Annotated in this window: 22 protein-coding genes and 1 pseudogene; 5 read left to right on the plus strand and 18 right to left on the minus strand. The window is 62.4% G+C overall.

Translation table 11 applies throughout. The features are described from left to right. Positions 1 to 1539 (minus strand): fumarate hydratase, encoded by a 1539-nt coding sequence (locus V6M87_RS19030; protein ID WP_332878227.1) that lies wholly within the window; start codon positions 1537 to 1539, stop codon positions 1 to 3. A gap of 479 nt (positions 1540 to 2018) precedes the next feature. Between V6M87_RS19030 and V6M87_RS19035 the strand changes: the two genes are divergently transcribed. After that, positions 2019 to 2666: a PEP-CTERM sorting domain-containing protein gene (locus tag V6M87_RS19035; RefSeq protein ID WP_332878228.1), complete on the plus strand. Its 648-nt coding sequence runs from the start codon at positions 2019 to 2021 to the stop codon at positions 2664 to 2666. A gap of 237 nt (positions 2667 to 2903) precedes the next feature. Here the strand turns inward: V6M87_RS19035 and V6M87_RS19040 are convergent, their stop codons facing one another. Beyond that, positions 2904 to 3515, minus strand: a complete 612-nt coding sequence (locus V6M87_RS19040) for a YqhA family protein (RefSeq protein ID WP_332878229.1) — start codon at positions 3513 to 3515, stop codon at positions 2904 to 2906. Positions 3516 to 3716: 201 nt separating this feature from the next. Here V6M87_RS19040 and acs point away from each other — a divergent pair, with 201 nt between their 5' ends. Together acs and V6M87_RS19050 are read left to right on the plus strand one after the other, a co-directional pair. Next, the gene (acs, locus tag V6M87_RS19045) at positions 3717 to 5717 is read left to right on the plus strand and encodes an acetate--CoA ligase (RefSeq protein WP_332878230.1); all 2001 of its coding nucleotides are present in this window, start codon (positions 3717 to 3719) and stop codon (positions 5715 to 5717) included. A 114-nt stretch (positions 5718 to 5831) separates the two neighbouring features. After that, positions 5832 to 7940 (plus strand): TonB-dependent siderophore receptor, encoded by a 2109-nt coding sequence (locus V6M87_RS19050; RefSeq protein WP_332878231.1) that lies wholly within the window; start codon positions 5832 to 5834, stop codon positions 7938 to 7940. Positions 7941 to 8062: 122 nt separating this feature from the next. On the opposite strand, the gene V6M87_RS19055 is transcribed toward V6M87_RS19050, so the two are convergent. From V6M87_RS19055 to V6M87_RS19130, 16 genes are all read right to left on the minus strand, one after another. Next, entirely contained in the window at positions 8063 to 8794 is a 732-nt protein-coding gene (locus V6M87_RS19055; protein ID WP_332878232.1) for a hypothetical protein, read from the minus strand. Between the two features lie 11 nt (positions 8795 to 8805). Then, positions 8806 to 9837: an OmpA family protein gene (locus V6M87_RS19060; protein ID WP_332878233.1), complete on the minus strand. Its 1032-nt coding sequence runs from the start codon at positions 9835 to 9837 to the stop codon at positions 8806 to 8808. After that, a complete protein-coding gene (locus V6M87_RS19065; RefSeq protein WP_332878234.1) occupies positions 9773 to 10219 on the minus strand; it encodes a hypothetical protein in 447 nt (148 codons plus the stop codon). The genes V6M87_RS19060 and V6M87_RS19065 overlap by 65 nt, the downstream gene beginning before the upstream one ends. Beyond that, the gene (locus V6M87_RS19070) at positions 10216 to 10926 is read right to left on the minus strand and encodes a TadE family protein (protein ID WP_332878235.1); all 711 of its coding nucleotides are present in this window, start codon (positions 10924 to 10926) and stop codon (positions 10216 to 10218) included. The genes V6M87_RS19065 and V6M87_RS19070 overlap by 4 nt, the downstream gene beginning before the upstream one ends. Continuing rightward, the gene (locus V6M87_RS19075) at positions 10919 to 11287 is read right to left on the minus strand and encodes a DUF192 domain-containing protein (RefSeq protein ID WP_332878236.1); all 369 of its coding nucleotides are present in this window, start codon (positions 11285 to 11287) and stop codon (positions 10919 to 10921) included. The genes V6M87_RS19070 and V6M87_RS19075 overlap by 8 nt, the downstream gene beginning before the upstream one ends. Position 11288: 1 nt before the next feature. After that, positions 11289 to 12173 carry a type II secretion system F family protein gene (locus tag V6M87_RS19080; RefSeq protein WP_332878237.1) on the minus strand — a complete coding sequence of 295 codons (885 nt, stop codon included), beginning with the start codon at positions 12171 to 12173 and terminating at the stop codon, positions 11289 to 11291. Positions 12174 to 12183: 10 nt separating this feature from the next. After that, positions 12184 to 13035, minus strand: a complete 852-nt coding sequence (locus V6M87_RS19085; RefSeq protein WP_332878238.1) for a type II secretion system F family protein — start codon at positions 13033 to 13035, stop codon at positions 12184 to 12186. Between the two features lies 1 nt (position 13036). Then, the gene (locus tag V6M87_RS19090) at positions 13037 to 14821 is read right to left on the minus strand and encodes an ATPase, T2SS/T4P/T4SS family (protein ID WP_332878239.1); all 1785 of its coding nucleotides are present in this window, start codon (positions 14819 to 14821) and stop codon (positions 13037 to 13039) included. A 10-nt stretch (positions 14822 to 14831) separates the two neighbouring features. Next, a complete protein-coding gene (locus tag V6M87_RS19095) occupies positions 14832 to 16325 on the minus strand; it encodes a type II and III secretion system protein family protein (RefSeq protein WP_332878240.1) in 1494 nt (497 codons plus the stop codon). A 95-nt stretch (positions 16326 to 16420) separates the two neighbouring features. After that, complete coding sequence (gene cpaB, locus V6M87_RS19100; RefSeq protein WP_332878241.1) at positions 16421 to 17479, minus strand: Flp pilus assembly protein CpaB; 1059 nt, start codon at positions 17477 to 17479, stop codon at positions 16421 to 16423. Between the two features lie 16 nt (positions 17480 to 17495). Next, entirely contained in the window at positions 17496 to 17675 is a 180-nt protein-coding gene (locus tag V6M87_RS19105; RefSeq protein ID WP_332878242.1) for a hypothetical protein, read from the minus strand. Beyond that, positions 17675 to 18361 (minus strand): hypothetical protein, encoded by a 687-nt coding sequence (locus V6M87_RS19110; protein WP_332878243.1) that lies wholly within the window; start codon positions 18359 to 18361, stop codon positions 17675 to 17677. Before V6M87_RS19110 ends, V6M87_RS19105 begins: the two co-directional genes overlap by 1 nt. Continuing rightward, positions 18358 to 19197, minus strand: coding sequence for a hypothetical protein (locus V6M87_RS19115; protein ID WP_332878244.1), 840 nt, complete (start codon positions 19195 to 19197; stop codon positions 18358 to 18360). The genes V6M87_RS19110 and V6M87_RS19115 overlap by 4 nt, the downstream gene beginning before the upstream one ends. Then, the gene (locus tag V6M87_RS19120; protein ID WP_332878245.1) at positions 19194 to 20690 is read right to left on the minus strand and encodes a pilus assembly protein TadG-related protein; all 1497 of its coding nucleotides are present in this window, start codon (positions 20688 to 20690) and stop codon (positions 19194 to 19196) included. The genes V6M87_RS19115 and V6M87_RS19120 overlap by 4 nt, the downstream gene beginning before the upstream one ends. A 61-nt stretch (positions 20691 to 20751) precedes the next feature. Beyond that, positions 20752 to 21024, minus strand: coding sequence for a Flp family type IVb pilin (locus V6M87_RS19125; RefSeq protein WP_332878246.1), 273 nt, complete (start codon positions 21022 to 21024; stop codon positions 20752 to 20754). A 92-nt stretch (positions 21025 to 21116) separates the two neighbouring features. Beyond that, on the minus strand, positions 21117 to 21491 hold the full coding sequence (locus tag V6M87_RS19130; RefSeq protein WP_332878247.1) for a Flp family type IVb pilin: 375 nt from the start codon (positions 21489 to 21491) through the stop codon (positions 21117 to 21119). Positions 21492 to 22019: 528 nt separating this feature from the next. On the opposite strand from V6M87_RS19130, the gene V6M87_RS19135 reads away from it, so the two are divergent. Both V6M87_RS19135 and V6M87_RS19140 read left to right on the plus strand, forming a co-directional pair. Further along, on the plus strand, positions 22020 to 23366 hold the full coding sequence (locus V6M87_RS19135) for a sigma-54 dependent transcriptional regulator (protein WP_332878248.1): 1347 nt from the start codon (positions 22020 to 22022) through the stop codon (positions 23364 to 23366). 260 nt (positions 23367 to 23626) lie between these two features. Beyond that, a pseudogene (locus tag V6M87_RS19140) lies at positions 23627 to 24294 on the plus strand (hypothetical protein); the annotation flags it as partial.

Consider the following 24294-nt stretch of genomic DNA (forward strand, 5'->3'; position numbering starts at 1 on the left):
TCAGGCGGCGATGACAGGAATGTTGATCGCCTTGAGCGATTCAATCTTCGCTGCCCACTCCTTGGGGCCGGTGTTGTGCACCGACGTTCCCGTCGAGTCGACCGCCACCGTCACCGGCATGTCGACCACGTCGAACTCGTAAATCGCTTCCATGCCGAGGTCGGCAAAACCCACTACCTGCGCCGACTTGATCGCTTTCGAGACCAGGTAGGCCGAGCCGCCCACTGCCATCAGGTAGGCCGAGCCATGCTTCTTGATCGATTCAATCGCCGCCGGGCCGCGCTCGGCCTTGCCGATCATCGAGATCAGTCCGGTCTGTTCGAGCATCATGTCAGTGAACTTGTCCATGCGCGTTGCGGTGGTCGGACCGGCCGGGCCCACCACTTCATCGCGCACCGGATCGACCGGGCCGACGTAATAAATTACGCGGTTGGTAAAGTCGACCGGCAGCGGCTCGCCCCTGGCCAGCATGTCCTGGATGCGCTTGTGGGCCGCATCGCGGCCGGTCAGCATTTTGCCGTTCAGGAGCAAGGTCTGGCCCGGTTTCCAGGACGCGACTTCTTCCTTGGTCAGCGTGTTGAGGTCGATGCGCTTCGATTTCTCGGTGTCCGGCGCCCAGCTGACATCCGGCCAGCTCGACAGCGCAGGCGGCTCGATGTAGGCGGCACCCGAGCCGTCCAGCACGAAGTGCGCGTGGCGCGTGGCGGCGCAGTTCGGGATCATCGCCACCGGTTTCGATGCCGCGTGGGTCGGGTACATGCTGATCTTTACGTCCAGCACGGTGGTCAGGCCGCCCAGGCCCTGCGCGCCGATACCGAGGGCATTGATCTTGTCGCACAGTTCGATGCGCAGTTCCTCAAGCTTGTTCTGCGGGCCGCGCTGCTTGAGTTCGTACATGTCGATATCGTCCATCAACACTTCCTTGGCCATCAGCATGGCCTTTTCGGCGGTGCCGCCGATGCCGATGCCCAGCATGCCGGGCGGGCACCAGCCGGCGCCCATGGTCGGCACGGTTTTCATGACCCAGTCGATCAGCGAATCGGACGGATTGAGCATGACGAACTTCGATTTGTTTTCCGAACCGCCACCCTTGGCCGCCACTTTCACGTCGACCGTATTGCCTTCGACCAGTTCCATGTGCACCACGGCCGGGGTGTTGTCCTTGGTGTTTTTGCGGTCGAAATGCGGGTCGGCCACGATCGAGGCGCGCAGCTTGTTGTCATCAAAATTGTAGGCGCGGCGCACGCCTTCGTTGACGGCGTCGGTGACGGTGCCGCTGAAACCTTCGAAGCGCACGCCCATGCCGATTTTCAGGAAGACGTTGACAATGCCGGTGTCCTGGCAGATCGGGCGCTTGCCCTCGGCGCACATGCGCGAGTTGGTCAGGATCTGGGCGATCGCGTCCTTGGCGGCCGGGCTCTGCTCGAGGTCGTAGGCGCGCGCGAGGTGCTGCAAATAATCGGCCGGGTGGTAATAGCTGATGTATTGCAGGGCGGCTGCAACGGATTCGATCAGGTCTTCCTGCTTGATGATGGTCATGGCATTCTCGAAAGGTTCAAAAAATTAACTCTTCATTCTACCACCCGGCCGATTGCCTCCAGCACCTCGTGCCCGCCTACGATCTAGAGCAGAGTCCGGCACCAGGGAGGCGATGGCGATAGTTGTCGGGTCGCCCTGCCCACACTCGCCATGCATCGCGGACGCGCATGTCGCCACCCGCTTCCTCCTACCTACCGAGATAGGTTCTAAGGCTAAGAAATAGCGCAAAGCACGCGAAGTAAACGAGGCGACACAGCTTGTTGATTGCAGACGGCTTGTTCAGCTGGTAATGCGTTGTCGAAATGCTCATAGTCATGTAGCAGAACGCGTCAACGACGTCTCACGACTGTCGAAAATATTTACACTTGGAAATGTGTATTGCAAAGTTACAACGATAAGTGGTTGATTTTAATAAACTTAATTTTCTGGCACGAATAATGCTTTACTGACGGTTTCCTCTTCAAGTAAAGAGTTCTGCCATGTTCGCTTCTAAGTTCAAAACTGTCCTGCTCGCCGCCATCCTTGCATCGAGCGCAGCCGTGGCACACGCTGATGTCATTACATTCGAGGACATCGCTGGCCCTGGCCGCTCCGTAAGTTACGCCTCTGGTGGCCAGTACGTACCACTGCCAGGCTACGCGTTGACACCGTCAGGATCGTTGTATGTATTCGATTCGGCGACGTTCACCAACGTAGGCGATGCCTCGAATGGCACCGACTATCTGCGGATCCTTAGCGGGGGTTCAATAACGTTGACGAGCACTGCCCAACCGCTCTTTAGCGTAAATAGCATTGATTTGGCTAACTGGGTTTACAACGGCATTGCTAGCTATAACGCGAAAGCGACTTTGACCGGAACTTTTGCCAACGGGGCCACGATTTCGACGACTTATCTCTTAAACAATAACAACATTGTTTCCACGAACGATTTCACCACCGAGTTGCTGAGCGGCTTTACGAACCTCAAATCGTTCAAGATTGCTGCATCTGGCTTTTATCTCGTCGTTGATAACATCGTCATCAACCGGGCTGCTGCAACCGCCGCCGTACCTGAACCAGCTTCGCTGGCAATCCTGGGCCTTGGCCTCGTCGGTATCGCCGCTGCACGTCGTCGCAAATCCGCGTAAGCATCAAGCAGGGCCTGACTGGTTCGGTTAGGTTAGGTTAGCCTAAATAACAAAAGCCCCGAGGTTTTACTTTCGGGCTTTTGTTTTTTGGTGCAGCGGAAAAGTTGCCTCACAGAATCACCTAATTTGTACAAATTTTGCACGCGAGGCTTGTGACACGCTACCGCCCTACTGGCATGCTGCAACGTATTCGATCAGGTCTTCCTGCTTGATGATGGTCATGGCATTCTCGAAAAATTAATGTGACTTGGACTGGTATTGGGTGCCGGTCATGATGCGGTCGGTGTAGGCGATGGCCAGGGCCGAGAGCAGGAACACGGTATGGATGACGGTTTGGGCGACCAGTACCTTCACTTCATAAGCCTCGGCACTGATGAACGTCTTGAGCAAATGGATCGACGAAATGCCGATGATGGCCATGGCCAGCTTGCTTTTCAGTACAGACGCATTGACGTGCGACAGCCATTCCGGTTGATCCGGATGGCCTTCCAGGTTCATCCGGGAGACAAAGGTTTCGTAGCCGCCGACGATGACCATCACCAGCAGGTTCGAAATCATCACCACGTCGATCAGGCCCAGCACGACCAGCATGATCGTCGTTTCATTCAGTTTGTCGGGGCGATCGGCGCCGGGAACAGTGACCGCATCGAGGATGTGGCTGAGCGCTGCCTGGTTGCCCATGGCGGCGCCGATCAGGTCTTTCAGCTCGACCCAGAAGTGAAAGACATACACGCATTGCGCCAGGATCAGGCCCAGGTACAGCGGCACCTGCAGCCAGCGGCTGGCAAACACAACACGGTTGAGTGGCGTCATGTGGCGTGGGATTTCGGGGCGTTGATTTTCTGACATTGTTGCGTACTCCAGGAGGCAAGTTTCAACTCGGCATTTTACACCCCGGCGGCCGTGTGGTCTTCATCCGCCGCGGGTACCATTCGCATTGTGGAAAGCTTGGTAAAATCGGCAACAGGGACCCTGTAACGCCAGCGATGTAAGGGCGCAGTAAGCGTGCACGCCTAAGGTATGCCGCATAACGACTATAAGGAGACAATCATGGCCGAGATCGAAACATCCCAGCAGGAAAACCATGGCTTGCAGGAGAACCGGGTGTTTGCCCCGCCTGCCGCCTTTGCCGCCCAGGCCGCCATCCCGAGCATGGCTGCCTACGACGCCCTGTGCGCGGAAGCCGGCGCCGACTACGAAGGGTTCTGGGCCAGGCTGGCCCGCGAAAACCTCGACTGGCACACCCCGTTTACCAGCACGCTGGACGAATCGAACGCACCGTTCTACGAATGGTTCAAGGACGGCACGCTGAACGCGTCGTACAACTGCCTCGACCGCAACCTGCAAAACGGTAACGCCGACAAGGCCGCGATCATTTTTGAGGCCGACGACGGTACTGTCACGCGCGCCACCTACCGCGAACTGTACGAACGCACCTGCAAATTCGCCAACGGCCTTAAATCGCGCGGCATCAAGAAGGGCGACCGCGTCATCATCTACATGTCGATGTCGATCGAAGGCGTGGCCGCCATGCAGGCCTGCGCGCGCATCGGCGCCACCCACTCGGTGGTGTTCGGCGGCTTCTCCGCCAAGTCGCTGCAGGAACGCATCATCGATGCCGGCGCGGTGGCGGTCATCACCGCCGACGAGCAACAGCGCGGCGGTAAAGCGCTGCCCCTGAAAGCCATCGTCGACGAAGCGCTGGCGCTGGGCGGCTGCGACACCATTCGCGACGTCATCGTCTACAAGCGCACCGGCGGCGCCATCGCTTTTAAAGAGGGCCGCGACACCTGGCTGCACGACCTGGTCGACGGCCAGGCCGCTGAATGCGAGCCGGAATGGGTCGGCGCCGAGCACCCGCTGTTCATCCTCTACACGTCCGGCTCGACCGGCACCCCGAAAGGCGTGCAGCATTCCACCGGCGGCTACCTGCTGTGGGCCGCACTCACCATGAAGTGGACCTTCGACATCAAGCCCGCCGATGTGTTCTGGTGCACCGCCGACATCGGCTGGGTCACCGGCCACAGTTATATCGCCTACGGCCCGCTGGCCGTCGGCGCCACCGAAGTGGTGTTCGAAGGCGTGCCGACCTTCCCGCACGCGGGCCGCTTCTGGGACACCATCGCCAAGCACAAGGTCTCGATTTTCTACACGGCGCCGACCGCCATCCGCTCGCTAATCAAGGCGTCGGATGTTACGCCTGCCGTGCACCCATCGAACTTCGATCTGTCCAGCCTGCGCCTGCTCGGTTCGGTCGGCGAGCCGATCAATCCGGAAGCCTGGATGTGGTACTACAAGAACGTCGGCGGCGAGCGCTGCCCGATCGTCGACACCTTCTGGCAGACCGAAACGGGCGGCCACATGATCACGCCACTGCCGGGCGCGACGCCGATGGTACCGGGCTCCTGCACCTTGCCGCTGCCGGGCATCATGGCGGCGATTGTCGATGAAGCCGGCGTTGATGTGCCAAACGGGCAGGGCGGCATCCTGGTGGTGAAACGTCCATGGCCGGCGATGATCCGCACCATCTGGAACAATCCGGAGCGCTTCAAGACCAGTTACTTCCCCGAGGAATTCGGTGGCACCTACTACCTGGCCGGCGACGGCGCCATCCGCAACAAGGACACCGGCTACTTCACCATCACCGGCCGCATCGACGATGTGCTGAACGTGTCGGGACACCGCATGGGAACGATGGAAATCGAGTCGGCGCTGGTGGCCAATCCGCTGGTCGCCGAAGCCGCGGTGGTCGGTAAACCAGACGACACCACCGGCGAATCGATCTGCGCCTTCGTCGTGCTGAAACAGGCGCGCCCGACCGGCGAGGAAGCCAAGAAGCTGGCGCTGGAATTGCGCAACTGGGTAGCCAAAGAGATTGGCCCGATTGCCAAGCCGAAGGAAATCCGCTTTGGCGACAACCTGCCGAAAACGCGTTCTGGCAAGATCATGCGCCGCCTGCTGCGCGTGCTGGCCAAGGGCGAAACCATCACGCAGGATATCTCCACGCTGGAAAATCCGGCCATCCTCGAGCAGCTGAAAGAAGCGCAGTAACTCGCGCCGCCCATGATCCGCTGCCCCGACCTGCACAGGTCGTGCGGTGGCGGAACTGGACAAGGTGCGTGGGTATGAATGATAATGATTATCATTCACACTCAACCTTTGCCGATGTCCATTCCTTTTCGCGTCCGTCCCCTCGCTCTTTTCGTCCACCTCGCCCTCGCCGCCGTTACCAGCGCCGCCGCCGCAGAAGCGCCGGCTGACGCCGGCGATGCGCCTGTCCCCACCGTGACGGTCAGCGCCGCGCGCGACAATGGCTTTGTGGCGCAGCATGCCGCCTCGAGCACCAAATCGGATGCATCGCTGTACGACACGCCGCAGGCCATCTCGGTGCTTACGCGCGCCTATCTCGATGCGCGCCAGGTGACGACCTTGAACGAAGCCATTCAAACCACCGCCGGCGTGGCGTCCGGTGGCTACGGGCGCCGTGGCTGGGACGACTACACGATCCGCGGCCAGCGTGCCTCCGAATCGCTGTATGTCGACGGCCTGAAACTGGGCCAGAGTAATTATGTCGCGCAAGAGGTGTTTGGCGTCGACAGCATCGAGGTCGTGAAAGGCCCGGCCTCGATCAACTTCGGCCAGATGCAGCCGGGCGGCATCGTCAACATGATCAGCAAACGGCCGCGCGCGCGCGCGTTCAACGAAGTCGGTTTCACCGTTGGGAATTACGGCTATCGCCAGGCCAGCTTCGATCTCGGCCGCCCGCTCGATGCCGCGCAGGGCAAGGCCGCCTTGCGTGTGGCCGGCATGCTGTCGAACGCGGACGATGCCACCGACGCCGTCTGGTACAAGAACCGCTACCTGGCGCCCTCGCTGTCGCTCGACCTGGGGCCGCGCACCGACTTCACGCTGCTGAGCGCGTTCAACCAGCGCCAGTACCTGCGCCAGCAAGGCATTCCCGTGCTGGCCTCGCTGCTGGCCGCGCCCGGCAAGGCGGCGCCGCGCAGCCTGTTCACGAGCGACCCGAGCGTCGGCCCCTACAACGCCATCCAGCGCACCATCGGCTACGCGCTGACCCATCGTTTCGATTCCGGCTGGACGCTGCACCAGAACCTGCGCCTGCTCGACCTGACGCTCGACGGCGCCCTGGTGAACGTGACCGGCGCGGTGCAGGCCAACGGGAATATCGCCCGCAACGTGCTGTTGCAGGATATCGGCGAACGCTCGGCCGCGCTCGACACCTATGCCGCGCGCGCGTTCCTGTTCGGCGCCACCTCGCACACGGTCATGGCAGGGGTCGACATCAATCGCGATAACGCCCGTACCACCAGCCTGCGTTGCGCGATCGGTGCGCTCAATGTGTACGCCCCGGTGTACGGCAAGGCCTACAGCGCCTGCGCGACCCAGACCAACGAGAAAAACGAACTGTCGTATGTCGCCGTGTACCTGCGCGACCAGATCCGCTTCAACGAGCGATGGATGCTCAATCTCGCCGCGCGCCACGACCGCGCCACCACCACCTTGCGCCTCCTGACACCCGGCACGGCGACCGACCAGGACAGCCACGCCAGCACCGGCAACGTCGCCCTGCGCTACCAGGCCACCCCGAACCTGGCACCCTACCTTAGTTACGCCACGTCGTTCCTCCCGGTGGCTGGTTCCGACATCGCGCAAAACCCGTTCAAGCCGGAGCAGGGCAAGCAGGCCGAACTAGGCGTCAAGTTCCAGACCACCGACCAGCGCTTCGGCGCGACGCTGGCCTACTACGCTTTGCGACGCACGAATGTCACCGTGTCCGACCTGAACAACACCGGCTACAGCGTGCAGGTGGGCGAGCAGCGCAGCGAAGGTTTCGAAGCGGAACTGGTGGCGAACCTGCGCAACGGCTGGGATCTCAGCGCGGCCTTTTCGACGGTCGACGCGCGCACCACCGACGACACCACCGCCGCGAATATCGGCAAGCGCATCCAGAACGTGCCGGGGCGCAGCAGCAGCCTGCTGGCCAACTACCAGTTCGACGGCGCGCTGGCAGGTTTGCGCGCCGGTGTCGGCGTGCGCCATGAGAGCGACAAGACCAGTCCCGCGGTCACCTTTTCCGTGCCGGCCTACACCGTGGCCGATGCGAGCCTGCGCTACGAGGGCCGCGGATACAGCGTGATAGCCAATGTAAAAAATTTGTTTGGCAAGGATTACTACGCGGGTGTGCTGAGTGCGAACATGATCGGGGTGGGTGACCCGCGCACGATCATGGTGAGGACGGTGTTTGACTTCTGACCAGACTCACCTGTTCTGGCCACCGTCCACATTTAACGTTGTGCCGGTAATGTACGCCGCATCGAGGTGCCAACGGCGCTGGCTTGAATCGTCAAACAGATCGACCACCGGCAAGGCGGTCGTCACCTTCCCGCTTTGCCCGCCGCCGCACCGGCTACCGTGCAATCGCCCAAGCGCGTCATTTTGGTCACGGCGCTGGTACTGCGCGTCACCGCCCCCGGCGCGCCGGCTGCACCCGCTTCGGCGGCGCTCTGGCGCATTTCGGTCTTGTATTCCTCCCAGTGATCGAGCGTGTCTTGCGCGTCGGCGCGGTCTTCCGGCGTCGTGGCGTTTTTCAGCGCGGTTTCAAACATCTTGCGCTGCGCGTCGAAGTCAAGCATGCCTTTGCCGCCCTGATGCATGTCCACCTGCGTTTTTACTTCCCACGTCGTGGCATTGAGCTTGCGCACGACGCTGGTGAAATCGACGGCGTCGCATTTCGCCGTGAAGGTCGTGCCGGCGGCGCCGGTGACCACCGACGACGACTTGCAATTGGCCTTGGCATTAAGCGCCATCGGGTTGAAGCCGCCGGCGCTGCGATCGCCGATGCAGATCTGCTGCGGCCCCTGGGCCGGAAACGTGCGCGTCGTCGGCGCGCTGCCCGGCTTCCCGGCGCGCATCGTGACGCCGCCCGCGGCAGACTGTTGCAGCGCGACCCTGGTGCCATCCTGGTAGGCATTGTTGGCATCCATGTCGACGCGGTAAAGGCCCGGCGGCGGCAGGCTGGCGTTGACGGCGGCAGGGGTGGCAGCGGGGGTGGCAGCGCCAACGCCGCCGTGCAAAGCGGCCAGGGCCAGCAAAGTCAATTTCAGCATTCAGTTTCTCCTTAACGTACAACCATTTCGACACGACGGTTTTTGGCTCGCCCATCTTCATTGTCATTCGCCGATACCGGCGCCAGGTTGGCCACCCCGCGTGCGATCAGGCGCGTCGGTGCAATGCCATATTTGCCCGACAGCGCTGCCACCACGGCCTCGGCGCGCTTCTGCGAAAGGGTCGTGTTTGCGCCAAACTCACCCTGGTTGTCGGTGTGCCCGACGATAAATACCTTCAGTGCCGGCGCGGCCTTCAGCACTGCCGCCATCTCGGTCAACTGGGCCGCGGAATCGTCGCGCAGCAGCGCCTTGTTGGTATCGAAGTTGACGCCGTACAGCGCCATTTTTCCGTCCCGTTTCAGGCCGGCCTCGATCGCCTTTGCGTCCACCTTCACCTTGCCCAGTTGGGTCGTCGAGGGTTCTGCCACCTGGATGAACTGGCGCACGCGGCCATCGAACGAGCCGCCGCCTGCGATGCCGATCGAGACATACGTGATGCCATCGGGCCCGCTGCGGCGGCCGCTGTAGTAGCTGAAGTCGGGCTGGTTGCCGCTGTTGAACAGGCTGTCGGCCTGCGCGCTCGACTTGACCCACACCGCTTCGCGCGGCCGGTCGCTCATCATGGGTTGCGTGCCATCCTTGTCGCATGCGGTCAGTTCACATGCGTAGATGGGCTCAAAGCCGGCTTTGGTGAGCGCATCGCGATAATTACGGTACACCTCCAGCGGACTGGCGCCCTTCGGTGCCACATACATGCGGTTGGCAACCTTGCCTTCGACCGACAGCAGCACGGGTTTGCCACCCTTGGCGCTCAGGATATTGACCTTGCCGAGTGCCGTGTCGCCGTACAGGTACAGCACGGAGCCCTGGTAGCGGCCGACGACGCGGTTGTCGCTGCCGCCGGGTCGGTCGATTTCGGCCTTGTCGACGGCGGCGGCGAAGGCAGGCGCCGCCGCTGCCAGCGCACACGCCAGCAGGCTACTGCGCAGAGCGCGCCCGGCGCAACTCGGCATTGAGGGACTGGATATTTTTTTGACGGTCATACAACTCCTCGGTAAGGCGCTGCGCATCGGCAGCGGATAATTTTTCGGCACCAGGGCCCGGCTGGCTGCGCTGCATCAGGGCCGCGTATTTGCGTGCTTCGCTGTCGAGTTCCTGCTGCAGGATACCAACCCGATCGCGGTCACGCCTGTCCTGTTCAGCAGCGGCAATTTGTAGCTTCGGATCGCGCACCGCTTTCGCCGCTGGCACGGCAGCTGGTTGCGCCCCCGGCAGCTCGGCGGGCCGGGGGGCGTCGCGGTTGACGATCACCTCGATGCCCTGCTTGTCGATATAGCGCAGGGCGGAAATCTGCGCAGCGGCCTGGCCGGCGGCGCATAACAGCAGGGCGCCCGCTGCCAGGCGAAACAGGTGAAATGGCATCATAGATTGGACTCGAAAAAAGGCGACTGCATGCGCACCATCGCTTCACTGCGAATGATGATTCGCGGGCCGCGAAACAGGGGATTGATGCAATTGACTGACACATTGATGCCGCCCGTGCCGAAGGGATCGCTCATGCCGTTGGCGGACAAAGCGCTTGACGTCGGCGACAGCGCATCCACGCCGGCCGAGATCACGCGGTCCATGACCGGCACGATCAGGCGCAGGCAGTAGCTGACGCGCACATGCAGGATGTTGGCGTCCTGCACCGAGATCCTGGAACTGCTGCCCGGCGTGGTGGTGCGGTAACTGAGAGTGTCGCTGGGCAGTTCGTTGCCGCCCAGGCCGTCGAGGCGCGGGCGGCCGAAGTCGCTCAGCGCGGCGCGGGTGGGATTGAGGACGTCGAGCTTGACCATATTGGCCGCCGCAACTGTTTCGAAATTGGCCTTGGCGACTGCCTTGACATAACCGGGCATGCTCGGTTCGGTGGCAAACAGCGGCGCCAGTCCTGACGCCAGCGCCGTGCGCATCTTGCCCGCGTCGCCGTTGTTCAGCGCCCCGGCGCGCGCCGCCAGCAGCGCCGCATGGTTCAGCGTGGCCCGCGCCTGGTAGATCAGCGCGAACTGGATGATTCCGAACACCAGCATGATCAACAGCGGAAAAATGATCAGGAATTCCGTCGTCGACTGGCCGCGCCCGCGCTTATCCATGGAAGGCCTCCATCTTGTCGAGCACCAGCCGGTCGCCGCGGCGGATGCCGCAACGCGCTGCCATCCCGGCCGCCATTTCCAGCACGCTGTGCGCGCGCCAGTGTCCGTCGATGCGGCGCGCCGGCAGCGCCTGTGTCACTTTTAACACGGTGCCGTCGCGCTGGAGGTAGACCAGGTCCAGCGGATACCCCATGCCGATGGTGTGCACCAGCCTGCACGAACGCAGCAGCATCGCCTCGAACGCCTGCAGCGGCGCGCGGCCCAGCAGGCCCTGCATGCGCTCCAGCGCGGTCGATGCGACCATCACGTCGAGCGCTTGCGGACCGCAGCCGAGCTCAAACCGCACGGTGTGGCGCTGCATGTTAAAACGCCCCCGACTGCATGAACTTGACGGCAATGGGAAACATCAGCACCAGGAACGTCACCGGGAAAATGAATGCCACCAGCGGAAAGATCAGTTTCACTGGCGCTTCCATGGCCAGTTTTTCGGCCAGTTGAAAGCGCTCGGTGCGTCTCTGGTCGGCCTGGCTGCGGAAGGTCGGCCCCAAGCTCGCGCCCATCCGCTCGGCCTGGATCACGGCGCTGACGAAACTGGTGATCTGCGGAATGCGCACGCGCTCTTCCATGCGGCGTAGTCCTTCGGCGCGTGTCAAGCCTGAACGCAAATCGCGGATGACAAAGGCGAACTCGTTTTTCAGCGGCCCGGCCGGTCCCTTGGCCACCGCCTGGCCCAGCGCGCCGGCCATGTTCAGGCCCGCCTCGATGCCCATCGTCAGAAAGTCGAGGTACACCGGCAGCGCCTTGACCATCAGCTTGCGGCGTTTTTTCAGCGAATCCTTGAGCCACATGCGCGGATAGATGTAACCGAACGCCGCCGCCCCGATCGGGGCCAGTATGCTGGTCGTATCGAGCATGTCCAGCGCGAACAGCGCCAGGCCGAAAAAGGTGGCCATGCTGACCAGGCACAGCGCCAGGAATTGCGTTGGGCTCATCAGGTACAGCAGACCGGACAAACGCAGCGATTCCGACGAGCTGGCCATCATGCGCTTGGGCAGGCGCTGGCAGATGTGGTAGTCGATCAAACGCAGCAGGGGCCACAGCGCCAGCAGCCACTTCGGCAGCGGGTCGAGGTATTCGCGGTCCTCGGCCGGCACTACCGCCTTCAGGTGCATCGTGCTGTAAATGACGGCACCCGCGAACAGGACGAAGGCCACGCCCACCAGTACCGCGATCAGCAGTGATTCCATGGTCGTTTCCTCAGACGTCGATGTTGGTGATCTTGCTGATGAAGTGGTAACCGATCGACACCGCCACGATGATGACGGCCAGCGTGCACCAGCCGTACCATTCCGAAAACAGCGGGGCCATCGCTTCCGGCTCCATCACGCGCAAAATCACGATCAAAAAAATCGGCAGCCCGGACATGACCATACCCTGCATCTTGCCCTGCGCCGTCAGGCTGCGGATCTTTCCTTCCATTTGCAGCTTGGCGCGGATGGTGGCCGAGATCGATTCCAGCGTTTCGGCAAGGTTGGCGCCCACCTCGCGCGCCAGCGCCATGCCTGCCGTGACCATGGCCAGATCCTGCAGCGGCACGCGGCGCTCGAGGTTTTGCAGGGCGACGCCAAAATCGGTGCCGAGCTTCATTTCGCGCAGCAGCAGCGCGAATTCCTGCGACACCGGTGGCTGGCTTTCATTGGCCACGCTTTCCAGCGCAATTGGCAGGCTGGCGCCGGCGCGCAGGGCGCCGGTGATCATGTTCAGCGCGTCCGGTAACTGGGTTTCGAACTGGCGCAGGCGCCGGAAGGCGATGTAGCGCAGCACGTAGCGCGGCGCGATGAATGCCACGGCGCCGCAAAGGGCGACGATCAGGATATTCCTGGTCAACAACCATGCCAGCACCGGCAGCGCAATGAGCACGCCCAGATTGATGTACAGGATGCGGTTGGAGTCCGTAAAAATGAACATGCTCTCCAGGTCGGACTTTGCAGCGCTGGCCTGACCCTGCTGGCGGCTGTTGAACCAGCGGCTGCCGAAGCGCAGAATCATCCAGCCGATGAACATGGCGCACAAGAACACGCCGGCGACAACGAGAATCAGGCCGTCCATGTCAGAACATCCGTTTCACGGTGGGCGGCAGGCTCGGCGCCGCGCGCGCGTAGATCGACATGTCGACTTCGATGCCGCGCGCCACCAGGTCCTGGATGAAGTCAGGCACGTGGCCAGTCGGCACGAACCGGCCGCGCACCTTGCCTTCCGGCGTAAAACCGTCCTGCTCGAAGCGGAAGATATCCTGCATCGAGATGACGTTGTTTTCGATGCCAGTCACTTCGGTAATGTAGGTGACGCGGCGCGTGCCGCACGAAAAGCGCGTCTGCTGGACGATCAGGTTGACGGCCGAGCAGATCTGCTCGCGGATCGCCTGCATGGGGATATCGAGGCCGCTCATCAGGGTCATCACCTCCAGGCGCGACAGGCAGTCGCGCGGGTTGTTCGCGTGCGCCGTGGTCAGCGAGCCGTCGTGGCCCGTGTTCATCGCCTGCAGCATGTCGAGCGCTTCGCCGCCGCGGCACTCGCCGACGACGATGCGGTCCGGCCGCATGCGCAGGCAATTTTTTACCAGGTCGCGGATCGTGATCGCGCCGCGTCCCTCGATGTTGGCAGGGCGCGCTTCGAGCGATACCAGGTTCGGCTGCGACAGCTGCAATTCCGCCGCGTCTTCCACCGTGACGATGCGTTCATCGTCGGGAATGAAATTCGACAGCACGTTGAGGAGGGTGGTTTTGCCGGAGCCGGTACCGCCCGAGATGACAATGTTGGCGCGCATTTCGACTGCCACGCGCAGGAATGCCACCATGGCCGGGTCGATGGCGCCGAAGCGCGTCAGGTCATCCGCCGTGAGCTTCTTGCGCGCGAATTTCCGGATCGTGATACTCGGTCCCTTGATGGCCAGCGGCGGGATGATGGCGTTTACGCGCGAACCGTCTTTCAGGCGCGCGTCGACCATCGGCGAGCTTTCATCGATGCGCCGGCCCAGTGGCGAGACGATGCGCTCGATCGCGGCCAGCACCGACGCATCGTTGGAAAACGACACGGACGAACGCGTCAACTGGCCATCGCGTTCGATAAAAATATCGTTGTGGCGGTTGACCATGATCTCGGTGACGGAGTCGTCGTTGAGGAGCGCCTCTAGCGGGCCCAGCCCCACCACCTCGTTGAGCACCACGTCGCGCAGCATGCTGCGCCAGTAGCGCATGGCGCGGAAGGCCGGGTCGGTTTCGATGATTTCGTCGATAATTTTATGGACTGTTTCGCGCAGTTCGCTGTCGCCCATGCGCGAGACGTTCACGCGGCGCAGGTCCATGGCGCCGATGAGTTTCTTATGCAGTGCGCCGCGCGCGGCGATCCCGTCCGGCAGTTCGAGCGGATTGGGGCCGGCTTCTTCGGCCGACAGGCGCGCCGCGCGGCGCCGTTCCAGGCCGTCCGGCGCGCCTTGTGCCACAACCACGCGGGACCCTGGCGCACCTGGTGGTGGTGCTTCCGCTTCCGGCACCGCCGCCAGTGGCGCCTCCCTGGCGAGCGGTTTTTGCTGCACCTGGACCGGGTCGACAAAGTTGACACGCACGATGTAGTCGGACAGTTCGATCACATCGGTGCTGGACACCGGGCCGTATTCGTTGACCGCCGTGCCGTTCACCTTCACCGGCGCCAGGCCGCCGCCGTCGGTCAGAAACACTTCGCCGTTGCGCACGCTGAACTGCAACTGGCGCCGGCCGACGCGCCAGCCCTGCAGCATCAGCAGCGTGCCCTCGTCCTTGCCGAGGAAGCATTCGTCGCCCTCGGCGTTGAATTCGCCTTCGGCCACACCGCGCCGGACCACATGGACTCGTATCATCGCAATCTCCTTATTCTGTGCGGTTGTGCAGCGGGGCGGACGGCGGCGCAAGCGGCACAGCGGCGGGGGCGGTGCGCACCTTGTCCTCGAACTGGCGCTTCTGTTCGAGGCCGCGCGCGCGCAGCTGGCCTGCCAGGCCGTCGCCGGCGGCGATGATTTCGGCCTCGACGAACACCACCAGTTCGGTCTTGCGGTTACGGAAATCGTCGGACCGGAACAGGCGGCCGAAAATCGGAATGCGCGACAGGCCCGGCACACGGTCGATGGCGCTCGACAACTCACTGTTGACGAGGCCCGACAGCGCCACCACTTCGCCCGGTTTGATCGAAATTTCCGTCGAGGTGTTGCGGGTGATGAAGCCGGGGATGCCGTTGACCGTGACGGCCGGATCGATCTGCGACAGTTCCGTCGACAGTTTCGCCGTGATGGTGTTGGTGGAATCGAGCGTCGGTTCGACCGCGAACATGATCCCGTACGGTTTGAATTCCACCGTGGTGGCGCCGAACGCGCCGGCCAGCGGGATCGGCACCTCACCGCCCACCTGCAGCCGCGCCTTGCCGCCGTTTTTGGCCGTCAGTTCCGGCGACGCCAGCACGCGCGCGTCGCCGTCTGAGACGCCCAGGTTGATGCGTGACGCAATCGTCGTGGCCAGGCCGAAGAACACCCCGCCGGTACTGCCATTGCGGGTGATGAAGCCGGGATTGGGGTCGAGCAGGCTGTTGTCGTTTTGCGGCGGCGGAATGTTGGCGTAGATGCCGCTGTTGCGGGCCACGCCGGCCACGCCCAGTACGGGGCCGGTGGCCGCCTTGTCCCAGTTGATGCCGATCTGTTCGAGCAGCGCCTTTTTTACTTCGACAAAGGTCAGGCGGAACAGCACCTGGCGCGCCAGCGCGCTGCCTTGCTCTTCCGTGATGTTGTTGATCACGTTCGGCAGGTCGGCAATCACGGCGTTCAGCTTGCTCAGCACTTCCCTGTGCGCCATGCCCGACAGGATCAGGTCGGGGCCGACCTGGGTGACCACGATGTTGGTGTCCTTGCCGATCAGCGCATCAAGCTTGGTGCGGATGTTGGCCATGTTCTTGCTCAGCACCTGCAAGCGGTAGCTGTACACGTTGGCGCCGCTCCAGACCATCAGGCTGGTCTCGCCCACCTTCTCCGCGATCAACAGCAGGTTCGGTTCGACCGAGGTGGTGCTGACGATGGTGCCGTTGCCGAGCGCCACACGAATGATCTTGCCGCTGACCGGCAGCAGTTTGATGTCGCCGATGGCCATCGTCAGTGGCTGCGTCGGCGCGTACGCCGGCTCCACCCTGGCCGCGACCGGGGCGACGACGAGCGTCGAGGGAACGCGCCGTACCACTTTGCGCACGCGCGCACTGGGCGCGGGCGTGCAATTGGTGGGGGCTGGCTGTGTCACGCAGGCGGGCGGCGCCGCCTGTGCACCGATGGGTGGCTGCGCATAAAGGTCGTCGGCGTGGGCAAGCGGCAGCGCAAGAAAGGTCATGAGAATCAGGCAGAACGAGAAGCGGGAAGGTTGGTTTGGGTTCGCTGCAAAGTTTTTCATGTAAGGATCGGCCATTTTATTGTTGTAGGAGGGGATCAGTTCTTGTCGAACGCGGTGATATTGCTGCGCGGCGCCATCGGCACCGTTACCGTCATGTTCTGCTTGTCGGGCGCTGGCGGCGCGGGGACCGGCGTGGCGGCTGCCTGGCGCGCGGCCTTGGCCAGTTCCTGCGACGGCGGCAGCGCCATTTGCGAGACCAGGTTGCTCCTGCCGCCGACGATGAATTCGATTCCGCCGTCGCGCGCTTTGGGCGAATTGGGCAGCAGGTCGCTGGCGCGCAGGGCCGCCATCTGGATTGGCGCGCGGTCCGTGGTGCCGCGTAGCGTGACGCGGAATGAGCCCATGCGCTGGCCGACGATCAGGCGCGCCGCCTCGGCCGGGCTGACCAGTACCGTCACGGTGTCGTAGCCGCGCTCCTTGCCCGGCACATCGCCAGGACGTGCCATCTTGGCCGCCTGCGCATCGTTTACTTTGGTGATGTCCTGGAACTCCGCACCCGTGGCCAGCACCACCAGGTCCTGCATGTAGATGCTGGCCTGGGCGTCGGACGCGTCGCTGTCGTCTGCGGACTCCTCCCGGCGCGGCGCTTTGCTGACCAAAAACACGTCGATGTGGTGGTTCGGGCGCAGCGTCTGGGAAATCGAGTTGAGGTTGTCAATTTCGATGGTCAGCGCGCGCTGGCCGGCCGGCAGGATGGCGGCCACGTCGCGCACTTCCGGCGCGGTCAGGTCGGTCAGGCGGACCGGGCGGCCGTGCAGCACCGGCCGTGCCAGCTTGATGCCTTCGAGCGAAGGGAAGTCGGCGGCCAGGATGGTGTCAGGATAGACCAGGTCGGCGTCGATCGGGCGCGCGACGAAATTGTTCAGGTTCAGCACGGTGCCCGCCTGCGCATCGATTTTCGGGACAGCGACGGTGACCTGTGGCGTACTCTGTCGCGCGCCCTTGGCGGCAATTTCTTGCTTGATGGTTTCTTCGCGCCGCTGCAAATAATGGTACGCAATCCAGGCGACGGCTGCGGCCATCACGGCCGCAAAGACCAGGAGCGCGATCGGGCTTTTGAGTTGGGCGATTCTTGCAGCGGAAATGTTGGCCATATTGCGCGGTTCTCTTTCACGAAGTAACGGAAATGACGTACGAGTACGCCTTGAAAAAATTCTTGATCGCGTCGAGCAGCTCCTGGACCGGTTGCGGGCCGAGCGCCACGGTCACCAGGATGATCACGCAGAACACGCCCACGACCAGGTATTCGGTCATGGCCTGGCCGCGCCGGTGGTGCAGTGGGGCGCGCATCACAGCTCGGTTGCCACGTTGACGATGATTTTGGCGCCGTTGTCGTGAACGATGACGACCTCGACGCGCTCGCGCCCGCGCTGGGCGCTGACCGTGGCGTGCTTGAGTGTGTGATCGGCGCCCATGCCTGACATGGCGCGCACGCCCGACCAGCGGTCCTGTTCCAGGCGCTGCTTGTAAAAGCTGGCCAGTTGGGCGACGCTCTGGCCCGTGGCGAGCACCGTCGTGCTGCCCCGGCGGCCGTCGTCGTCGCTGAGCACGTGCGACAACACTTTGGCGCCGCCGGGCAGTTCCAGCTGCGGCAGGCGCGTGGCCTTGACCTTGGCGAAGTGGTTGACGGCCAGATAGCCAAATGCGCCGCCCTGGTCGTTCAATTGGAGCGTGGTCAGGCATTTTTCGCTCAGCGCGGAGACCACTTGCCAGCCCTGCGCTGCATTGCGCTTGACGTCGAAACCTGCTTCGCGCCATTCCTTCTCCATCCGCGCGAGCAGCGTGGCGCTGTTCTCGCGCGACGACACCTGCAAAATGGCCACATCCATCCCGCTCACTGCCACCGATTCGGCCACGGAGACGGCACGCATTGCGGCGGGAACTTTTTCCGGACAGGCGCTTGCGGCGGACGGCGCGCCGAGGAGGGCGCACAGCGCGGCCAGGCCGCAGCAGGAAGTCAGGCGCGGGAATCTCATCGCAGGCGGTCTCCGGGGACGACGTCCGGCGCAACCTTGCCCAGTTCGGACTCGGGGGCAGTCAGCACCCACGGCCGCATGCCCAGAATGACGGCTTCGCCTGCATAGTGGCCCATACCCTTGGCCATCGGGACGGTTTCGGCCACCATTTTTTCGGTCGCGCCGGACCCGTTGGCGTACCAGGTGTTCGACAGGATGGCGCCCGTGGCGCTGAAATCGAGTCCGTTCCACGGCCCTTTCCACACGTCGGCGCGTGGCCACAGGCGCTGATAGGCTGTGCTGTTTTTCGCCATTTCCTTGAAGCTGACCTCGGCGACCGCGAACGTATCGCGCGGGACCGGCGGCGCCATCGAACCGGTTACACCGGGAATTGACAGCGCGCCCAGTGCTTCGACGGCCTTGCTGGTCAGGTCGGTCGACAGGCTGGTGCGCGTGAGGGTGCTGGACTGTTGCTCATAGCGGCTCATGTAGGCGACGTTCGCGTTGTCGCGCCACATCGGGTCGATGCCATTGGCAAAGGTGGTGGCGGCGCGGTCGGTGTCCTTGATGACGGTTTGCGCTTGCGAACGGTCGTTGATGATGCGCACGCCGATTTCATGGCCAATTTCGGCGGCGGTTTTCTGGTTGCTGCCGTTGATCGTGTCGAACTGGGTGCCGCCGTCGTCGTACCAGACCGTGCGTTCCCAGGCGCTGTAGCGCGCCGCCATTTGGGTGGTGTGCTGCACGTCGCTGAACTTGGCCAGCACGACGATGGCAAGGAACAGTGGCAACAGGAAAAACAGCGCCGCCACCAGGAATTCGACCATGGCCTGGCCCTGCTGACGACGCGCCATCATGGCGCCACCACCGAGGCAGCCAGCGCGGCCGGGGGATTTTCTACCAGCTGCGCTTGCCAGTACGGATTGAACAGGTTGGCCATCTCGGTGCGCTTATCGGCGCGCTGCCAGCCGGCGCGGTTGAAGGCGGATGTGTCTTTGCTTGCGCGGAAAAAGTACGCGGCGCCGGACGCCAGCGCCCGCAGCGTGTCGCCCTTCAACGCTTCGTCCGCCCTGACCACGCTGGCGCCGGCGCCGAGCACTTTGCTCGAGGTGCGGATGGTGCTGCCCTCGTGGCGTACTTCGATGGTGAACGGTCGCTGCGCGCCATTCAAGTCGGCACTCTGGTTGGCGGGCGTCGCGGCGGTATCGGCCACGTCGCGGTAATAGTCCTGCAGGCCGCCGTTGGCGTCCATGCTGGCGCCCGGGCCGCGGCGGTAGCGCGCATTCGCGGGAATCGCGGCCAGGCCATTCAGGGCGCCGCCGTAGTTGCGGGTTTCGGACGGATTCCCGGCAAAGCCGGTGCGCGAGCCATAGCGACCTGCGCGTCCGGCCAGCGCACCGGCCGACCCACCGGGGCCGTCCTGCGGCAGCAGGTAGAAGAAGGGTATCAGGAGTTCCGTTTCGCAGATGACGACGCCGGCGCCTTGGGTGGCGTCGAGCGCCATCCAGCGCTTCTGGTTCGCGCTCAGGATGGTGCCGCCATCGTGGTGGAAACCATACAGGGTAAAAATCGGGATGGACGGCGGCGGACAGGCAATTTCCGTGGGCAGGGACTCCCAGCTGGCCACCAGCGTATTGCCGCGCTTGCGCACCAGTTCGTCGGTCGACTCGCGGTTGACAACGACGTTGGCAAAGCGGTCGGCCTGCGGGGTGGCGTCATTGGCGTGCTGGCGCGTGGTGTAGCTGGCCCATTCCTTGATCTGGTTGGCCGTGTAGGCGGTCTGAAAGGACAACATGCTGATGCCAGCATTGGGGTCGTTGCGCTTGACCACCTGGTTGGCCACCAGTGCCACGTTCACGGCTGTGGCGTCGTGGTGGGCTTCCTGCGCCAGCTGCATGATGGCGATCAGTTTGTCGAGTGCGATGACCGCGGTGGGTGCCACCGCATCGTAGGCGGCGGCCAGCGGTTCGATGGGCAGGGCACTGGCGATCGTCCAGGGAATTCTGCCAATGCTGTAGGGAATGGTGTCGGCCGCGACGGTATGGGCGGTGCCTTTCATCCGCCGGTGGGTGGCGGCGGCATCGTCGACATAGGATTTCAGGCTCACCAACTGCGCGACGGAAACCTGGTTGGCCACCATGGCGCGGTTGGTATAAGCCGCAAAATTGTGATCGCGCGCCAACAGCACGGCACCACTGTAGGCGCCCGCATCGGCGGCATTCTGCAATTGCGTCTTTGTTGTTGCCAATTTTCCGCTGTTATATAACACCAGCGACATGACGAGGGCGATGGCAGCGAATAACAGCGTGAATACCAAGGCCTGGCCGCGCTGCGCAGCGCGTACAGGCATGGCATTGCGTCGTTTATCGGGATGATTCATGCGCTGCAATCGTCAGGTGAATTGGCGTGGATTACTTGCCGCCTTTTTGGTCATTGTCCTTGTTGTATTCGCCCATGCCTTTGGCGACATCGCCACGGCTGGCGGCTGCGGTCGACGAGGTGCCTGCGGCGGTGATCTGGTCTTTACTGTCCTGGCCGGCGACTTCTTTCGATAGACCCGCGGTCTGGTTACGAATCGTTTTGCCGAACATGCTGTAGACGCCAATGGCGGCAACCGCGATAAGAGCGACGATAATGACGTATTCCATCATTCCCTGGCCAAGCTGTTTCAGTTTGATTTTCATAGTGGACTCCAGAAGTTAAAAAAGTAAAGTGATGCTGCTGCAAGTTCCAGCGGACAAGGCGCCGCCGGAGACATTCGGATAAAAGCGGAGAATCAATTCGCTTTCTGATCGTTGGCGTAGTTGTACTGGCCCATTCCGACCTTTTGCGGATCGTTGGCGCGGCCGGCTGCGGAATTGGCTGCATCGACTGCAATTTCAGTACTTGCCTTCGCGCCGGCTGCTTCCTGGGCCATGCCCGCCGTCTGGACGCGCACGGTGCGGCCGAACGCGGAATAAATGCCGATGGCAGCAACGGCAATTAGCGCGACGATAATGACGTATTCCATCATTCCCTGGCCGGCGCTGCGGTGTTTGATGCGATGCGGAGTGTGCAGCATTGGTAACCTCATCAAAAAATTTATACGACCCATTTCTGCATGTGCGTGTTGCTGGTAATTGATTCGGGAACCAGTACGCAATGCAGACATTGAATGAGCCGGATTTTAATGCATAAAAAAACGAATAGTGATTTATTGGTCAATAGTGTGTTCCTATCAATATATTAAACGCAGTAAATACAATTTATTTCATATGTCATCTGCATGTAATTGCTGTTTCTGCACGATGTTAATTTTTATTTTTAATAATTTTAATTTAATTGTGGAAATTATTATTTTGTCCGGTGCGCCATAGTTGAATCGGTCGCTGGAGAGCTCGCGATGATAAAAAAAAGAAAGGCACCGTGCTGTACAGGTCGCAAAATTGTGAGGCAGGAAAGGAAGTTTATAATGAGAAATTATCGCGAAACATCACCGTGAAAATAGTGTTAATCATGCGATTTATTTCGCTTTTATGTCTCATGGATGCAGCACTCCAGATAAATCGGCGTGACGGCAGAGCACTTAACTGCATCCATCAGGCGCATCCTTGCGTATATTAATCATTGTGATGAATGCTAACTGCAAGTTGTGAATAGTCACTAAAAATACGGCGTCAATTTGATTGATGAGCACGTCATGGACAACAAAACGCGAGACATGCTGGGACGACGGTTGCTGTATGTAGCGGTTGGCGGCGACCGGGCGGCACTGCCACTGGCCGACCACGCCATGCACTGGGACATTTGCCAGGTCGGTACGCTGGCTGAAGCCGCCCATGCACTGCGCGCCAGCCACTTTCTGGTTGGCCTGCTCAATGGTGTGATCGGCGCCTTGCGCCCGCGCGAGGTGGACCAGTTCCTGCGCGCCCACAGCCACGTGCACTGGGTCGGCGTGGTGAGCGACGCGGCCCTGGCGTCCGATGCCTGCCGCGACCTGATCGCCGACCATTTGTACGATTACCACTCGGAACCGGTGGACGGGCGCCGGCTGGCCGACACGCTCGGTCATGTGCACGGCTGGGCGAGCCTGCGCCGGCCACGCCCGCGTGTGACGGCGCCTTGCACGCGCCAGGTGGGTGTCAGCAGCGCTGTCGCGCGCCTGCGCGAACAGGTCGAACGCGTCGCGCGGACCAGCGCACCGGTCCTGATCTGGGGCGAAAGCGGCAGCGGCAAGGAACTGGCGGCAAAGGGCGTGCACGAACAGTCGGCGCGGGCGCGCGCCCCGTTCATCGCCGTCAACTGTGGCGCGATTGCCCCCAACCTGATCCAGTCCGAGCTGTTCGGCTACGAACGCGGGGCATTCACCGGCGCCACACGCGACAAGGTAGGCCTGCTCGAAGCGGCCCATGGCGGCACGATTTTTCTCGATGAAATTGCCGACCTGCCGCGTGAGTTGCAGGCGACCTTGCTACGCTTTTTGCAGGAAAAAACGATCACGCGGCTGGGGGCCACCCGCGCCATCCCGGTGGATGTGCGCGTGATTGCCGCCTCCCATGTCGATTTGCAAGATGCCGTTGCGCGCGGCGCCTTCCGCGAAGACCTGTATTACCGCCTGGCCGTATTGCCGATCACCGTGCCGCCGCTGCGCGAGCGCCGTGACGATCTGATGCTGCTGGCCGAACATTTCTTTGCCCAGTACGCGGACGAGAAGCCGCCGCGCCTGAAGGGTTTCTCCAGCGGCGCCGCCAGCGCCATCCTGTCCCATCACTGGCCCGGGAACGTGCGCGAATTGATGAACCGCGTGCGGCGCGCGATGGTCATGGCCGAAGGCCGCCTGATCGCTGCGGGGGACCTCGGGTTCAACGACCCGTTCGATGTCCCACCGCCGCCGGCGCTGGACGACACACGGCAGCACTCCGAGCGCGTCGCCATCCAGGAATGCCTCGACCGGTCGGGCCACAACGTCAGCCGCGCCGCACGCACATTGGGCGTGTCGCGCACCACCATGTACCGCCTGCTCAGCAAGCATGGCCTGCACCTTTGATGCATGGTTGGTGGCGCATTCACTGTACATATTTGTTCGTCAATACGACAACTCTGTCACACAAGTGGCACACTTTTGATCTCTAAGCAGTGCGTCAAGATGATTATGTGCAAGGCAAGATTCTTTCACAAATAATTTTCCTTTTACGTCAATGCGTTAGCGGCGTTTCACCCCGGTGGCATCGTTTTTGCGATAGCAAACAGAGCTTGGTTCAACCTTGCCAAATTTGTTCTCAACCACATAATCCAGAGGGGAAACGCATGAACAAGACTTTGCTCGCCGCCGCCATCACGCTCGCTTTCAGCCTTGGCGCCCACGCCCAGACCACGACGCCCGCCGATACCACCACCACCACCAACACCAACAACGACAATTCCGTTCGCACCACCGACACCACGCTGACCGCGAACCTCGCCGACAACTCGGCGCGGGACAACTCCAACCAGAACAACGACAACAGCAGCGCCAAGAACAATTCGACCGGCAGTGCGGCCGCGTCTGCAATCGGGGCCGCCGCTGCGAATAACGGCGGCACCGCCACGTCCAATGCATCGAATGCGTTCAACACCTCGTCGGCCACCGCTGCCAGCACGCTCAACGGCACGGTCTCGGGCAACACCATTAACAACATCGGCAACCTCGCCACCAACCTGGGCAATGCCAGTGGCGGGGGCGGTAGCGGCGGGACCGGTGCCGCAGGCTACGGCGGTTCGGCCAGCGGTACGGGCGGGCGCGGTGCGGCGGCATCCGGTGCAAACGGGGCAGCCGGGTCGAGCGGCGGCGTCGCCACCAGCGGCAGCGCCACCAACGGCTCGGCAGAAACGGGCCTGGCCTCGGGTGGGGCCGGCGGCGCAGGCGGTAATGCCTGGGGCGCGACCAGTGGCGCCGGTGCGTCCGGCGGTGCCGGCGGCGCTGGCGGTCGGGGCGG

Source organism: Massilia sp. S19_KUP03_FR1 (assembly GCF_036688685.1).
GTDB lineage: Bacteria > Pseudomonadota > Gammaproteobacteria > Burkholderiales > Burkholderiaceae_D > JALYUM01.